Origin of the sequence: Alcaligenes faecalis (genome assembly GCF_002443155.1) — a bacterium.
GTDB classification, from domain to species: Bacteria; Pseudomonadota; Gammaproteobacteria; order Burkholderiales; family Burkholderiaceae_B; genus Alcaligenes; species Alcaligenes faecalis.
Map to the genome: position 1 here is coordinate 1,180,475 of NZ_CP023667.1, position 15,412 is coordinate 1,195,886.

General features: G+C 57.2%; 15 protein-coding genes. 5 read left to right on the top strand and 10 right to left on the bottom strand.

The annotated features are described in order from the left end of the window. Positions 1-98: 98 nt before the first annotated feature. The 4 genes from CPY64_RS05430 to CPY64_RS05445 are packed head-to-tail and all read left to right on the top strand — an operon-like array spanning position 99 to position 4,275. Entirely contained in the window at positions 99-1,694 is a 1,596-nt protein-coding gene (locus CPY64_RS05430) for a cbb3-type cytochrome c oxidase subunit I (RefSeq protein ID WP_031232271.1), read from the top strand. Continuing rightward, positions 1,691-2,341, top strand: a complete 651-nt coding sequence (locus CPY64_RS05435; protein ID WP_042489054.1) for a cbb3-type cytochrome c oxidase subunit II — start codon at positions 1,691-1,693, stop codon at positions 2,339-2,341. Before CPY64_RS05430 ends, CPY64_RS05435 begins: the two co-directional genes overlap by 4 nt. Positions 2,342-2,349: 8 nt before the next feature. Next, the gene (locus CPY64_RS05440) at positions 2,350-3,165 is read left to right on the top strand and encodes a c-type cytochrome (RefSeq protein ID WP_042489051.1); all 816 of its coding nucleotides are present in this window, start codon (positions 2,350-2,352) and stop codon (positions 3,163-3,165) included. 21 nt (positions 3,166-3,186) lie between these two features. Next, complete coding sequence (locus tag CPY64_RS05445) at positions 3,187-4,275, top strand: c-type cytochrome (protein ID WP_080723854.1); 1,089 nt, start codon at positions 3,187-3,189, stop codon at positions 4,273-4,275. A 41-nt stretch (positions 4,276-4,316) separates the two neighbouring features. On the opposite strand, the gene CPY64_RS19095 is transcribed toward CPY64_RS05445, so the two are convergent. The 8 genes from CPY64_RS19095 to CPY64_RS05475 all read right to left on the bottom strand — a co-directional run bounded on the left by CPY64_RS19095 (position 4,317) and on the right by CPY64_RS05475 (position 11,777). After that, positions 4,317-4,559 carry a hypothetical protein gene (locus CPY64_RS19095; RefSeq protein ID WP_152034561.1) on the bottom strand — a complete coding sequence of 81 codons (243 nt, stop codon included), beginning with the start codon at positions 4,557-4,559 and terminating at the stop codon, positions 4,317-4,319. 340 nt (positions 4,560-4,899) lie between these two features. Continuing rightward, the gene (locus tag CPY64_RS05455; protein WP_042489560.1) at positions 4,900-5,928 is read right to left on the bottom strand and encodes an IS110 family RNA-guided transposase; all 1,029 of its coding nucleotides are present in this window, start codon (positions 5,926-5,928) and stop codon (positions 4,900-4,902) included. 994 nt (positions 5,929-6,922) lie between these two features. Further along, on the bottom strand, positions 6,923-7,321 hold the full coding sequence (locus tag CPY64_RS19170) for a metallophosphoesterase family protein (protein WP_042489031.1): 399 nt from the start codon (positions 7,319-7,321) through the stop codon (positions 6,923-6,925). Positions 7,322-7,351: 30 nt separating this feature from the next. Next, positions 7,352-7,591 (bottom strand): metallophosphoesterase, encoded by a 240-nt coding sequence (locus tag CPY64_RS19175; RefSeq protein WP_052363043.1) that lies wholly within the window; start codon positions 7,589-7,591, stop codon positions 7,352-7,354. Positions 7,592-7,736: 145 nt separating this feature from the next. Next, positions 7,737-7,871: a hypothetical protein gene (locus CPY64_RS19250; RefSeq protein ID WP_323178385.1), complete on the bottom strand. Its 135-nt coding sequence runs from the start codon at positions 7,869-7,871 to the stop codon at positions 7,737-7,739. 29 nt (positions 7,872-7,900) lie between these two features. Continuing rightward, positions 7,901-10,075 (bottom strand): TonB-dependent siderophore receptor, encoded by a 2,175-nt coding sequence (locus CPY64_RS05465; protein WP_255209294.1) that lies wholly within the window; start codon positions 10,073-10,075, stop codon positions 7,901-7,903. 181 nt (positions 10,076-10,256) lie between these two features. Then, positions 10,257-11,243: a FecR family protein gene (locus CPY64_RS05470; RefSeq protein ID WP_042489029.1), complete on the bottom strand. Its 987-nt coding sequence runs from the start codon at positions 11,241-11,243 to the stop codon at positions 10,257-10,259. Positions 11,244-11,270: 27 nt separating this feature from the next. Beyond that, positions 11,271-11,777: an RNA polymerase sigma factor gene (locus CPY64_RS05475; protein ID WP_042489027.1), complete on the bottom strand. Its 507-nt coding sequence runs from the start codon at positions 11,775-11,777 to the stop codon at positions 11,271-11,273. 196 nt (positions 11,778-11,973) lie between these two features. Between CPY64_RS05475 and CPY64_RS05480 the strand changes: the two genes are divergently transcribed. After that, positions 11,974-13,107, top strand: coding sequence for an aminotransferase class V-fold PLP-dependent enzyme (locus tag CPY64_RS05480; RefSeq protein ID WP_042489025.1), 1,134 nt, complete (start codon positions 11,974-11,976; stop codon positions 13,105-13,107). 96 nt (positions 13,108-13,203) lie between these two features. On the opposite strand, the gene CPY64_RS05485 is transcribed toward CPY64_RS05480, so the two are convergent. Next, positions 13,204-14,700 (bottom strand): TolC family protein, encoded by a 1,497-nt coding sequence (locus tag CPY64_RS05485; protein ID WP_080723853.1) that lies wholly within the window; start codon positions 14,698-14,700, stop codon positions 13,204-13,206. Between the two features lie 4 nt (positions 14,701-14,704). Then, on the bottom strand, positions 14,705-15,391 hold the full coding sequence (locus CPY64_RS05490) for a MarC family NAAT transporter (RefSeq protein WP_042489022.1): 687 nt from the start codon (positions 15,389-15,391) through the stop codon (positions 14,705-14,707). Between the last annotated feature and the right edge of the window lie 21 nt (positions 15,392-15,412).

Consider the following 15,412-nt stretch of genomic DNA (forward strand, 5'->3'; position numbering starts at 1 on the left):
GCATTTGTATCTCGGTACTTACTTTTTTAATAAAACCGGCTTGGGCAATGACGTTTCTCTAGGCTTAGCCGCATGACAGATATCGGGCATTTACTCACATGACTCCTATATTAGGAATATTACTGGCGACCAGTTTTGTCGCCTCTTTGGTGGCACTGGGCATTCTTGTCTGGGCCGTAGCAAACAAGCTGATTTTCGTTGGGAAGAACGAAGCCGAGACCATCTTCATGAAAGGTGAGCTCGGGCAGCCGGATGACAGTGCTTCCTTTGGGGGGGAGAACGAAGCACAGACGCATCGCTTTGACGTTTTACGTGCGGGCATTGACCGCAGTGGTCGGGGGCCGGTGCTGCTTCTGGTCACGGTCGGGATTACCTGGCTGCTGATTGGTTCGGTGTTTGGCGTGATGGCCTCGCTGAAACTGCACTGGCCGGATTGGCTGGCCGACGTGGCCCAAGTGACCTTTGGTCGTGCGCGTACCTTGCACCTGAACATCGTGGCCTATGGCTGGCTGTCGGTGACCGGGATTGGCGTGGCCCTGTGGCTGTTGCCGCGTATTTTTCATACGCCGTTGCGCCGCCCCAATATGGTGTATTTTGGCGCCGCGCTGTGGACCCTGGGGGTATTGGGCGGCACGATTGCCGTGGCCAATGGCTGGTCTGACGGCATCGAGTGGCTGGAATTTCCCTGGCAGATCGACATTCTGCTGGCTGTGGGTGGCTTTTTCCTGGCCTGGCCTGCGATTGAAACTGCAGCGAACCGCAAGTCGCGTCATATCTACGTGTCGGGCTGGTACTTCCTGGCCGGCATGGTCTGGTTTCCCTTCCTGTTCCTGGTGTCCAACATCCCTGGCCTGCACATCGGTGCCCAGCAAGCAACTGTGAACTGGTGGTTTGCTCACAACGTGCTGGGGTTGTGGCTGACGCCGATGGGGGTGGGTGCGGCTTACTACATCATCCCCAAAATCATCGGCAAGCCCGTGTATTCCTATAACGTGTCCTTGCTGGGTTTCTGGAGTCTGGCGCTGTTTTACAGCCAGGTCGGTATTCACCACTTGATGGGTGGCCCGGTGCCAACCTGGGCCGTGACCTTGTCCGTGGTGCACAGCATCATGATGTTTGTCCCGGTAATTGCCGTGGCGATTAACCAGCACGTAACCGTTGCGCAGAACCTGTGGGCCTTCAAGCAATCCATGGCCCTGCGTTTCGTCTGGATTGGCGCGCTGATGTACACCTTGTCCTCCTTCCAGGGTTCGCTGGAAGCGATCCGCTCGGTGAACTCGGTGACGCACTTTACGCATTACACCGTCGGTCACGCTCACCTGGGCGCCTACGGCTTTGTGTCCATGGTGATGTTCGGCACGCTGTATTACATGATGCCGCACATTCTGGGACGTCGCTGGCCTTTCCCGGCTCTGATCAAAACCCATTTCTGGTTGGTGACCGCAGGCTTCACGATCTACGTGCTGGCTCTGAGCATTGCCGGTGTGGTGCAGGGTATGGGCTTGATGGACCCAGGTTCAAGTTTTGGCGAGATCACTCGCAAGATGGTTCCGTATCTGGAAGCCCGCTCCATTGGCGGCACCATGATGACCTTGGGCCACTTTGTCTTTGCGGCTCACTTTGCCTTGCTCTTGCTGCGCAAAGGTTCCGCTGTTAATGCGACTCCTACACTTGCTCGGGCAGATGCGTCATGAATCGACTCTTACCTTTACTGATCGGGGCCATTGGCGTGTTGCTGCTGGCCACCTTGATGCTGGTGATTTTGCCAGCCTGGCAACTGCGTACTTCGGAACCGCCGGAGCAGTTGCAACCTTATACCGCCCAGCAATTGCTGGGACGTGACGAGTACGTGGCCAATGGCTGTTTGTACTGTCACAGCCAGCAGCCACGCGCCACCGGTCAAACCCTGTTTGATACGGCACGTGGCTGGGGCCGTGCGTCCACACCGGGCGATTACTTTTACGATTCGCCCCACCTGCTGGGCACCATGCGTACCGGTCCGGACCTGTTCAACGTGGGGGCACGCATGAAAAGCCGTGACTGGCATTTGACCCATCTGTATCAGCCCCGTGCGATTTTTGACTGGAGCCTGATGCCGTCCTATCCCTATATGTTCGAGCTGAAAGACCAGGTTTCCGAAGGTGACGTGGTGGTGCGTTTGCCGGAATCCCTGCAGCCTGCGGGCAAGCATGTGGTCGCCCGCAAGGAAGCGCTGGATTTGGTGGAGTACCTGCTGGCTCTGGATCGCACCTACGCGACCAGCGCGCAGGAACTGGATAAACGTGACCGTGGCTACGATCGTCGCCCCGCTGAAGCCTCGACGGATTCGGGCGCTAAATAGGACAAGTCATGACAATGGAAAAAGTTTCTAGTTCGCCCCAGGTCGAGAACATCGACCCTACCTTCGAGCCATGGGAGCCGCCGCGCCCCATTCCGATTTTCCTGTTGGCGGTGCTGTTCGCCTTGGCCCTGGCTGGGGTAGGTTTGTACCTGCACGATCTGGCGCCACACGCGGCACCGGACGAGCCTACGGCTCCTGTTCTTGCCTCCAGTGTGGGTGGCACGCCTGTGGCACCTGTGATTCCTGCCTTGAAGGATGCGCCGGTGCTGGTGCATTCCGGGCAGGGCAGTGTGTGGAGCTGTGCTTCCTGCCACGGCGAGGCAGGTGAAGGTGCTGGCATCACTCCCCGTCTGGCCGGTATGCCCGAAGCGTATCTGCTCAAGCAGCTGGAGGATTTTGCCAAAGGAACACGCCTGAACGAGTCCATGCAGTATGTGGCTCGTGGCATGAAGCCGGACGATATGAAGGAGCTGGCTACCTACTACGCCAAGCTGCCTGCTCCCGCCATTAATGTGCCCAGCTCGGAAGCGAACCTGGCCCGTGGCGAAGCTCTGTTCCATAAAGGGGACTGGAAGCAGAACGTGCCCGCATGTATCAGCTGCCACGGCAGTCAGGGTGAGGGTGTGGGGGCGTCCTTCCCGCCTTTGGCCGCGCAGCAGGCCGAGTACTTGTTCAGCCAGCTGTCGGCCTGGAAAGGTGGCCATCGTCACAACTCGCCGCAAAGCCTGATGGATGACATTGCATCGCGCTTGTCCTACGAGGACCTGTATGCGGTTTCCTACTACGCCGCCTCGCTGCCAGCCAATGGCAAGCAGGCGAAATAAGATCAGAACAGAGAGCTTTTTATGAAAGACACTCAAAACAATGGTCGCAGCAAACCCGCCATGTCGGGTGGACGCAGACTGGCCTGGGGGGCCGGTATTGGTGTGCTGCTCTTTGCAATTGGCTACGGCATGAACGCCAAGGGCTGGTTGTCCTTTTCCCTGGGCTCGCCAGACAATGGCACGACTCAGCTGGGCGAGGCTACGTATAGCCGTGAAGCGATGGAAGCCGGTCGCAAGGCGCAGAGCAAGGACAAGCACTCGGTCACGGCCGGCATGCCTGTGGGGGCGGATGGCTACTATGTGCCGCCACCAGAGAGCAGCATCCCGGATACGCCGTATGGCGAGGCGGTTCGTCGCGGTCAAAAGATTTTTATGGAAACCTCGACCACGGTGTCCGATCACGTGGGTAATACCCTGGCTTGTGTGAACTGTCACCTGGACGGTGGGCGTCGTGAGCATTCCGCACCTATGTGGGGGGCGTATGTCAGCTATCCGGCTTATCGTTCCAAGACCAAGGCGATCAGCACGCTGGAAGATCGCATTATTGGCTGTTTTACCTATTCCATGAATGCGCAGGCTTCGTCCTCGGGCGTTGCACCGCCCGCTGGCAGCGATGTGTATCGTGACCTGATGACCTATATGTACTGGATGTCCGATGGGGCGCCCACGGGTCAGAAGTTGCCAGGTGCCGGCTTTCCCAAGGTTAAAAAGACCGAGCTGGGTTATGACGTAGCACGCGGTAAAGAGGTCTACACCAACAACTGTGTGTTGTGTCACGCGGTGGATGGTCAGGGGCAGAAGGATGCCGAAAGTGGTGTGGTGTTCCCGCCCTTATGGGGCCCCAACTCTTATAACTGGGGTGCCGGGATGGCTCGTATTGATACGGCTGCCGGTTTCATCAAGGCCAACATGCCTTTGGGCAAACCGTTCTCCCTGTCCGATCAGGATGCCTGGGACGTAGCGGCGTATATCAACAGTCATGAGCGTCCCAAGGATGCTCGTCAGAAGGGGACGGTTGAGCAAGCTCGTGTGGAGTTCCACGATGGCGAGGAAAGTTACTACGGTAAGGAAGTGAACGGCGTGATTCTGGGTGGAGGCGTGGAGAAGTAAGCCTTTGGCCTGGTTGCCGTTTGTTTGAAGATGAGACCGCCTCAGTTTCTTTTGGGAACTGAGGCGGTTTTGTTTTGGGCTTCTTCTTCTTCTTCTTCTTCTTCTTCTTCTTCTTCTTCTTCGGTTTCCTGAGCGTTGGGGAGTGGCGCTGCTTGTGTGCAGAGCAGGAGGTTTGTGAGACAAGGAGCGCAGAGAGCCTGCATGTTTGGATAGTGCTTCGTGAAAACGCCGGTCTGGGCCGGGGGGCCGTCCTCCGGGCTTGGCTCCTTGCCGGTGCTGCGCACCGGTGCCCTTGTCAGGCTTGCTATTCGGGCGCATCCTGAACTCGCGAAAGTGCCTTGTCCCCCGTACATGGACGCCCCTGTTTTGCCAAGCACTCACTTCATGTTGGACAGTGGGTCGAGATTGCACCCGTACATCCGGACTTGATTGCCGCGTCAGCGGCGGTCCCTGATGGGTTCTGCTGGTTGGTGCCTCAATCGGACAAGCGCACTGCTTAGTGCCTGGGGGACATCGGGTTTAACCAACCACGGTCTGACCTATCTTGCCATCATGTCGTGTTTGCCTGAGCAATCGGGAGAAGGGTTAATAGTGGCTTTTAAGGGGAAGCTCAGTCCAGCCTGACTATGAGCCGTCAGGCGTGTAGTCAGGCTGGAAGGTTCGTTGATTGGCCAGTAACGCCCAGACGATACGGGCATTTTTGTTGGCTAATGCAACAGCCGCTACGTTAGCGTGAGATCGCTGCAAGAGTCGTTGTAGCCAACCGGTGGGCTCTGCGGCTTGCCGTGCACGATAGATCACCGCTCGAGCGCCATGAATTAACAAGGTACGTAGATATTGATCTCCTCGTTTGCTGATTCCCAGGAGCACGGACTTGCCACCACTGGAGTGCTGCTTGGGCACTAAGCCTAGCCACGCCGCTAACTGTCGGCCATTGGTGAAGTTTTTGGCATCGCCGATCGTGGCAACCAAGGCACTGGCGGTGATCGGGCCAATGCCCGCAACTTTCTCAAGTCGGCAGCTCGCTTCATTGGCCTTATGCCAGGCTTTAATCTGCCGCTCCAACTCATGGACCTGTTTATCCAGCTCTTTTAAGTGATCCAGGAGCCGGAGTATGAGTAATCGAAATGAGCCCGTCAGCTCCTGATTCGCCTGCTCGAGTAGCGCAGGGACACGTGTATGCAGGTGAGAGATTCCCTGTGGGACGATCAGCCCGAACTCAGCCAGTAATCCGCGGATCTGATTGGCCTGTGCGGTCCGTGCCCGTACGAACCCTTGTCGAGCCCGGTGCAAGGCCAAGACGGACTGTTGTTCGATATTTTTGATCGGTACAAACCGCATGTTAGGCCGAGCCACTGCCTCGCAGATGGCTTCGGCATCAGCAGCATCGTTCTTGTTGGTTTTAACGTAGGGTTTAACAAACTGAGGGGCAATCAAGCGTACGGTATGCCCGAACGATTCTAATTTACGGGCCCAATGATGCGCACTTCCACATGCTTCCATGCCAATCAGGCAGACCGGTAAGGTGGCGAAGAACGTGGCCATCTGGTCGCGTTTGAGCTGTTTTCTTAACACGGTTTTGCCTTGTTCATCGACGCCGTGCAGTTGAAAGACTTGCTTTGCCAGATCGATACCTAGTGTCGTAATCTTCATGATGGACGCCTCGCTCGGTTCAAGTGGTTGGTGATACGCCCACTTTGGCACATAGGATGCCGGTGCGGGTAGGGGCGTCCATCCCATTGGACAAGGCACAAGCATTTCGCTCAAACAACAGGACGCTTGAACCCCGAATAGCAAGCCCGCCTGCGGGAAGAAGCCTGAATCGCCCAGAGGACGGCCCCCCGGCCCAGACCGGCTCACAATGACTATCAATATGAGACTTCCGTCCTTTTGGGATCTGGCTATATGTGGTTTTTTTTGCCGTAGGTGCGCAGGGGGCTTGAGGGGTGTCGAGGTTTATTTGCGAATCGTCGTTTTCAATAGTTGGCGGAGAGGGTGGGGGATAGAGAAATCGGGCCAACTGCTAGTTATCGAGTGCCTGGCGCTTCATGGGAGCATGAATCTTGTTGAGGATCTCCTGGCGCAACAAGCTGTAGTTTGTAATCTGTAGCATGTAGCTTGTCCTTGAAGCCAAAGCGCCTGCCATGATGGTTGCTGCTCAGGTAGGTATAGATAGCGCTAGATACGAGGCCAGTACTGACATTGATGAAGATAGGTTTGTACGTTATTAGACCTAGTGTCATTAATTTCGTGTTCAAAGCTAGTTGAACATTAGCGATCAGCCATTAGCCATCAGTACTCGGTAAACAGTAAGTGGCAATGAGCTTCTGCAAAAGGATTGTCTTTGCAAATAATCGCTGAGAGCTGTTTCGGTCCTGCTGGGGTGTTGGGGCGATTCAGAGTACTGGCCGCAGGCGAGGGCTCGATCGGGGGTACAAGCATCCTGCTGTTTGAGCACGACGCTTATGGTTTGTCCGGTGGACAAACCATCGTGCGAGTTCAGGATGCGCCCCGATTGAGTTCTCGACAAGGGTACCGGTGCGCAGCGCCGGCCAGTGCTCAGCCCCGACACCCCAGCAGGACCGAAACAGCGTTTCCCCAGAGACTAATCCTGCAATCACAACCCGTAATCGAAAACAAAGCACACCTACAAAGCCACCAAGCGCTTCAAATCCAGCAAGGTGAAATGTCCGTGATCCAACCACCCGCCGGTATCAATGAAAAACACGTTCCCTAACTGCCGCATCTTGTGTGTCGTCTGATGACCATGCACTAAAGCCCGAAGCCCCCTCACCATGCCATCGTAGCCAGTCACATAGCGATCCCTGGACCACATACAGACATGGCGATCATGGGCATCAAAACCTTCAGTATGGATGTGCTGCCAATCATCGTAGGGAAAGTCGGCGTGGACCATCCCCACCAAACCCAAGGGCGTTTCAATTTCCATTGCCAAAGGCAGGGCTTGAAGGCGTTGGGCGATAAGCGCCTGTTCGTCCGAAGTGCAGTCGTCCAGCCATAACCCGCCATGCACACGATGATCCATTTCCTGAATGGGCTGCCCAATCGCCCGCCGCTAGGTCAACTGCTCGTGATTGCCACAAATCGCATGAAACCAGGATAGGTCCAGCCACTCCAGAACGTGGTGCGACTCCGGGCCACGATCCACCAGATCTCCCACTGAAAACAGCCGGTCCTTGGAGGGATCAAAACGAATCCGCTTTAAAGACGTTTTCAGCTTGCTGAAGCAACCGTGAATATCGCCAACCGCAATATCGCGCCCCAAAGTGTTCTGGCTGAAGTGTGCTACCGACATGATAATGAGACCCAGACTAGGTGAAACGTGCTCATCAAGGTACTCAGAGCGGCAGGCCGAGTCAAGAAAGACGCGGCCTGCCGCTGCACTTAGTCAGAGTAAGCTGTACTTGTCAGGCAAGACAGCCTCATGTTCAGCAAGATGATTACCAATATAAATTCATGTTCAACATCACTTCCCGTTCCATGCCCCGGAACTGGCCGGTGTAATACTTCTTGTTGAACACATTGTTGACGTTCAGGGCTACCCGATAGCGGGACGTCTCATATGCCACCGCCATATCTGCCAAGGTGAACGAAGGGTTGTAGTTCAGGCTGCCATCCGGCCGCACATCATTGGGCGACTTGCCTCGATACCGTACACCCGCCCCACCATCAAGCCCTGAATTTGCTGGGGCCGATAGTCCAGCCACAGGCTGGCGGTCTGACGTGCGGTTTGCAACGTCTGCCGATCAATTTCTGCCGGGCGCTCGCTTTGCGTAGTCCGTGGATCCAGATAGGTATAGCCCGCCATCAGGTTGAGCTGAGAGCTAATGGGCAGCTTGGCTTCCAGCTCGATACCCGTGGATCGTACTTCTCCTGTCTGGACGCTGAAACGCGGGAAGTTTGGATCGGGCGTGGTGACATTGGTCTGGCGCAGGTCAAACACCGCAGCGGTAATCAGGGCATCGGTTCCCGGTGGCTGATACTTCACCCCGGCTTCGTATTGTTTGCCCTCGCGAGGCTTGAATGCCGTGCCATCTGCCGCCCGCCCTGTTGTGGGGTCAAAGGCGGTGGAGTAGCTGATGTACGGAGCCACACCATTGTCAAACAGGTACAGCAAGCCCGCGCTGCCGGTGGTGGCACGGTCCGTCATGCGAGGCTGCGTTGCACTGCTTTGTACAGTGCGAGCGGTGTCGTGACGCAAGCTGACATTGGCAACCCACTGGTTCCATTTCAGCTGGTTCAGCATGTAAATGCCGGTCTGCTTCAGATCGCGCTCGGAGTAATCCAGCTCGGGCGGTGCGATGGACAGCCCGTATACCGGGTCGAGCATGTCCAGATCAGGTACGTTCCAGCCAAAGCCCAAGCCGTCGTTTTCCTTGTAGCGCAGATAGTCCACACCAAACTCCAACGTATGCTCCAGTGGTCCCCAGTTAAAGTCCTTGCCGACCCGGCTGTCTACCGTGAAGGTACGGCCTTTGGTTTCCTGGGCCAGGCTGGCTCGGGAGACGCTGCGCTGGTCGGCCAGAACGGCCATGGAGTAGATATGGCGGTAATCAATGTCGATCTCCGAATAGCGCAGGTTCTGACGTAAACGCCAGCCGCTCTCGGTGTCATGCTCCAGAGCGTAGCCAATGGCTTTGGTGTCGCGATTGAAGTAGTCAAACGCCGGGTCCCCGGCGGTGCGCTTGAGCGGTAGATCAGTGACTTCGGGGTAATAAAACAGATTGGGCCACCAGGACTTGGGGGTGCCACGTTCACGCGAATACGAGCCCAAAAGTGTCAGGCTGGTCCGGTCCGACAGTTTCCAAAGCAGGGCGGGGGACACCGAGACGCGATCATCGCGCGAGTCTATGGTGCGTCCATGGCTTTTGCGCCCGGACAGATTCAGGCGATACAGCAGGGATTGGTCGTCGTTCAAGGCCCCACCGATATCCGCCGTTAATTGACGACGCTGGTAGCTGCCATAGCCCAGGCCCAGACTGTTTACGTGGTCGGCGGTGGGGCGCTTGGACACCACGTTGACCACGCCGCCGGGGCGTCCCTGCCCATACAGCACCGAGGCAGGGCCTTTCAGCACTTCGATGCTGTCCAGGCTGTCCATATCATCATTCCAGGACCCATAGGTGCCTGCCGAGAGCTGCTTCAAACCATCTTTGTAGTAGGCACTGCCGTCACTAAAGCCACGGATCACCGCGCCGCTCATGCGCAGGTCGCCCGAGCCAGACACGTCAGTCTGTACGCCAGGGGTGTAAGCCAGAGCGCGTTCAATACTTTGCGGGGCCAGAATCTTTAACTGCTTTTGCGTGACGATGGAGACCGAACGCGGGGTTTCGATCAAGGGCACGTCCAGCTTGCCACTGCGGCTGCTTAGTGCGACGTAGCTGTCAGCGGTGTCTGTAGGGGCGCGGCGTATCGTGACTGGCGTCAATTGAGTCACACCGGCTGACAAGGTGATCGTGTTGCCGTCTCGGGTGTAGTTGATGCCACTGCCGTCCAGTAATTGACGCAAAGCTTGCTCAGGTGCCAGACGGCCCGAGACAGAGCGGGCTTGGCGGCCGGCAACCACATCCTGAGAGAAAAAAATCTGCAAAGAGGTCTGTTCGCCCAGTTTCAGCAGGGCATCGCCTAAAGGCTGGGCGGGGATTTGAATAGAGACAGTTTGTTGGGCCTGCACAGCAGAAGGGGCCAGGCTGAAGGCCAGACTCACGCTTAAGGTCAAGGCACTCAAGTTCGCCTGAAAAAGGGGCGAGTGGCGACGACGTGGGGTAAAGGGGCTCACGATCCTACGTTTTCCAATGAAAATATATCTCGCGCGATAGACGCGCCCAGCCTTTGGCCAAAGGGACACAGGGGGCTGTCCTCCGAGGGAGAGCCTCCTTCACCTACCTAGACGCACAAGGTGCTTAATCACCGGAATGAGAATCATGATTATTTTGTAACAGGAGCAGGAAGCCCTGTTTTTAGCGCGCCACAACATGTTGCACGCCCGACGCATCGCTCTGGATCCGGACAGGGGCAATGGCAGGTAAGGCCTTGAGGACGGTCTCGGGTTGGTCGACATCGAAAATGCCGGAGATACGGTGCTGGCGCAGGGCGGGGGCGTCCAGAATCAAGGGCTGGGGCAGGTAGCGAGCCATTTCCTGTACAAGCACTTCTAAAGGTGTGTTCTTGAAAATGATCTTGCCGCGTTGCCAGGCTGTCAGGCTTTCCACGTCGGCCGTGTGTACTGGGCCAGGCTCCGCACCTTGGCGCAACAGCACTTGTTGCTGCGCCTCCAAGAGGCGTTCCTGACGACGCCACCAAGGACCGGACTCCACTTTGACCGAGCCGGATTGAACGCTGACTTGCAGGCTGTCTGCCAGCCGCCGCACATTGAAGCGGGTGCCGGTGACGGTAATGGTGCCCAAGTCGGTGCGCACGATAAAGGGCAGGGTTTGGTAGTGCTGGACGGCAAAAAAAGCTTCACCCTGGAGCAGTTCGATTTCCCGTTTGGATGACGATAAACGAGCCTGGGCGATGGTGTCGGTATTCAAGTCCACAACAGAGCCATCGGGCAAGGTGATTTGCTGACGTTCGCCTTTGGCGGTGAGCAACTGTACCGTCTCTTCTACCGGGTTCAACCAGCCCGACTGATGGATGGCACCGGCGCAGAGGGCCAGCACGCCGAGTGCGCCCAATCCCAGCGTCAGATAGCGGCGCTTGGGGGATGGCACGGGACCAGGGGAGTGGGGCAGCAGTCTGCGCAGGCGTTCTTCCGGGACGGCCTGGGTAGCCCGCCACAGGTACTCCACCTCGCGGTAGCGGCGCTCGTTGTCAGGATCAGCGTCCCGCCAGGCTTGGAAGGCCTGGTGGTCCTGCTCGCTGGCTTCTCCCGATTGCAGTCGGGAGAACCAATGAGCGGCATCGCTGGGGTGATCCAGTTCGTCGGAGGAAGAGGGGCGGGTCATGGCGCGGGCTTTGTGTACGGCATGGCGTCAGTCAGGTACGTAATGGTGCAGTCGTTCATGGATGTGACGCAAGGCACGAGTCATGTATTTTTCCACCATGCTGCGGGAAAGGGCCATGTCCTGGGCAATTTCGGTATGGGTCCAACCCTCCAGTCGATGCTTGATGTAGACCTCTCGGCATTTTGGGGGCAAGTCGGCCAGCGCGTTCACCAGTGCCTCGGCCAACTGCTCAAACTGGGCGTGGCTGTCAGCCCCGGTCTGGCGCGGATGCTCGGTATCGCTTAGCTCGTCCAAGGGTAAAACAGTCAGGACGGTTTGGTGGCGATGGCGGCTGATCAGCCGGTTGCTGGTGCCTCGTACCAGATAGGCACGTGGGTTGTCGATCAGGGCAGTGTTGTTTTCCAGCATGCCTACAACGGTGTCGTGCATGGCATCTTCCGCATCTTCCCGACTCTCGGCCTTGCGCCGCCATACGCCAAACAGCTCGCTATACGAGGCGAGCCAGGCTTTTATGGGACGTGAAGGGTGAGACATGGAGCGGCTTAGCGGAGCAGGCGGAAAAAAGAATAGTGAATAATAGCAATAATTCTCATTCAGGTTGTTCTTGTTCAGCCTGTCTGTGCAATTTCTTCTGACCGGAAGGGTCTTGGGGGCAAGCTGCCCGTACAAAGCGGCTTGGTCTAAAATCCTTCGATCTTTATATCTTCTACATCTGAATTCCGAGGTTTTCATGTCTCAAACCAGCACCCCCGTTGATCCGGACGGCCTGCTTGAATATTCGGTGGTTTACACCGACCGTGCCTTGAACCATATGTCCAAGACCTTCCAGGAAGTGATGCGTGAAATCTCCCGCACGCTCAAGCAGGTCTATCAGGCGCATTCGGCCATTGTGGTGCCGGGCAGTGGCTCGTTTGGCATGGAAGCGGTGGCCCGTCAGTTTGCAACGGACCGCAAGTGCATGGTGATACGCAATGGCTGGTTCAGCTACCGCTGGACTCAGATTTTTGACATGGGTTCCATCCCTGCCAGCACCACGGTTCTGAAGGCCCGCCCGATTGAGGAAGGCAAGCAGGCCGCTTACGCACCGGCCCCTATCGAAGAGGTAGTCGCTGCGATTCAGGCTGAAAAACCGGCTTTGGTGTTTGCCCCGCACGTGGAAACAGCCTCCGGCATCATGTTGCCCGATGACTATATGCGTCAGGTAGCGGATGCGGTGCACGCGGTAGGCGGTCTGTTTGTGCTGGACTGCATTGCATCGGGCACGGTATGGGTGGATATGAAGGATGTGGGCGTGGACGTGCTGATCAGCGCTCCGCAAAAGGGTTGGACCGGCTCGGCATGTTGCGGTCTGGTGATGTTAAGCGAGCGTGCTCGTCAGCACATTGAAACCACGACCAGCACCAGCTTTGCCTGCGATCTGCGCAAGTGGCTGCAGATCATGGAAACGTATGAGAATGGGGCGCATGCTTACCACGCGACCCTGCCTACCGATTCCTTGAAGGTGCTGCAAGAAGCGATGGCCGAGACAGAAGCTCTGGGCTTTGACTGGATTCGCAATCGTCAGCTGGAGCTGGGCCGCAAAGTGCGTGCCTTGCTCAGCGAACATGGTTTCCGCAGCGTGGCGGCACCGGGTTTTGAAGCGCCGGGGGTGGTGGTGTGTTACACCACTGATGACGGCATCCATTCCGCTGCGAAGTTTGCCAAGGCCGGTTTGCAAGCCGCCTCGGGCGTGCCTTTGCAATGTGATGAACCTGCTGATTTCAAGACCTTCCGAATTGGTCTGTTTGGCCTGGACAAGCTGAACAATCTGGAACGCTCGGTGGAGCGTTTGGCCAAGGCTCTGGATGCGATTGAAGAGCAGTAAACCGCTGTTGTAGCGGTTGCTAAATGAGAAGGGAGCCGTGAATGGCTCCCTTTTTTATTCCTGCTGCAAACGAAGGTTCGGCTTGATTTTTGCCGACTATTGACTGGTATCCCCCGGGATTTTGGGAGCTTGATTGAGCTCGCCCATGGCAAAAGCCAGGTTCACGGAGCCGACCAAACCGGCCGTATGGGCGGCAGTCTGGGCTTCTTGGGCTCCCAGCAAGCCAGTGTGCGCTTCGGTCAGCAAGGTCATGCCGGTCAGACCTTCTTTATAGGATTCCAGCGCACCTTGATAGGTGATCTGGGCCGCTTCGACCAGACTGGTGGCGGCCTGGTGGGATTCCAGAGCAGCTCGTAGCGCATCGGCAGCGATGATTATTTGCTTGTAGGCGTCCTGCTCGGTTTTGGCGACGCGCTCACGTGCGGTGTCAGCACGCAACTGGGCTTCACGCACTTGCTTGTTACGCAGTCCGGCGTCGTAGAGCGGGATGTTCAATGCCAGCACGGCTCCTCGGGAGGAGGATTGTGGGCTGACTTCGGGCAGACTGCCCACGCTTAATGAACCCATACGTTTGGAGATAAAGCCCATCAAGGCCAGCTTGGGCATGAAACTGGCTTCGGCTGAATCTATGCCTGCCAGACTGGCCTGATGGGCGGCTTGCAGGGCCTGCACATCGGGCCGTTGGGCGATGGCTTTTTTCAGTGTGTCGTTGCCAGGGATATCCAGTTCCTCGGGCAGGGGGCGGGTGGCGCTATCGGCGACTTTCAGCTCCGTCTCGGGGGACAGGCCAATCGCACCCAGCAAAGTCTGGTAGGACTGACGTGCCAGGGTGCTGGCATTCACATGGTGCAAACGGGCCTGGGCTTTCAACTGTCGTGCCTGGGCGACTTCAATCTGGGTGCCCAGTCCATTGCGTTGCCGCTCCAGGGCGATATCCTCAATCAGGGCGGCGTTCTTCAGGCCCTGAGCCGAGATTTGTGCGCGCTGGCGGGCCGAGTTGTAGTTGAAGTAGCTGATGGATACTTCGGCAATAACGGCCTGATGCACGCCGCTGAAAGTAATGCGGCTGGCCATGGCCAGCTTGTCGGCGGCTTCTTGCAAAGCTGCGCGCTTGCCAAAGTCGAACAGCAACCATTTCAAGGTCAGGGAAGGGACGGCACCGCTTAAATGGGTGTCGTAGTCCACATCGACCTCTCTGCCCAGAATGTGCACGCTGCTGTCGCGGTCGCTGCGCATATAGCCGCCCACGATACTGGCAGAGATCAAGGGCAGGTAGGTGCTTTCCACCATGCCGGCGGCCTGGGCTGCTTGTTGGGCCTCGCCCCAGGCAATGCGGGTGCTGGGGTTCAGGCGTTGGGCCAGGTCGATCAGTTCAGGCAGGCTGTATTCATGATTGGCCTGTACGCTGGGCGCAGGCTGGCTTTGATCAGGGCCGCTGTAATCGGCCAATGTCAGGCGAGGTGGCTCCGGCGCGTCGTGCTCGGGCATGGGCTGGGTCATGGACTTGTGGTCGGGCGCAGCGCAGGCGGCCAGCGCAAAGGCGGCCGTGACTGCCAAAGTCAGACGCAATGCAGGAAAACAGGACGTGGACATAAATTCAGGATGCGGCAGAGTGAGTCAGCAGCGTAGCAGCATACTGCTGTCCGCCTTCCAGGACGAGCTGTACGGCCATGCAGACCAGTAAAAATCCCATGATGCGCGAGATGGCATCGACGCCGTTATGCCCGATCACGCGCACGATGCTGAGTGAGGAACGCAGGCAAATGAAAAAGATCAAACCGATCAGGATGGCCAGAATGATGGGCGTGGCCACCAGCACCCATTCGGCATAGTGTCCGCGCATGCCTGCCATTTTGGATGAGGCACTGATGACCAGCGCCATGGTGCCAGGCCCTACCGTGGAGGGCAGGGTCAGCGGGACAAAGGCGATGTTGTTGTGGGCGGCGGTGTTCTGATCGGCTGCCTTGGAAACCACATCGCTGACGGTCGGCGGAAACAACATGCGAAAGCCGATATACGCCACAATCAGCCCGCCCCCGATGCGCATGTCCACCATGGAAATGCCCAGTGCCGACGTAATCCACAAACCTGCGTAGTAGGTAATCAGCAAGGCAAGAATGACATACAGTGTTGCCTGACGCAGTTGCTGCTTTTTCTCGGCGGCGCTCAGAGTTTCGCCCAAAGACAGATACATCACCATCGAGGTCAGGGGATTGGCCAGGGGCAGCAAAAATGCCAGCCCCAGGCCGAGCAATTTGAATAACTGCATCAATTCGTTAGGCATGGGCATTCCTTGATGATGAGG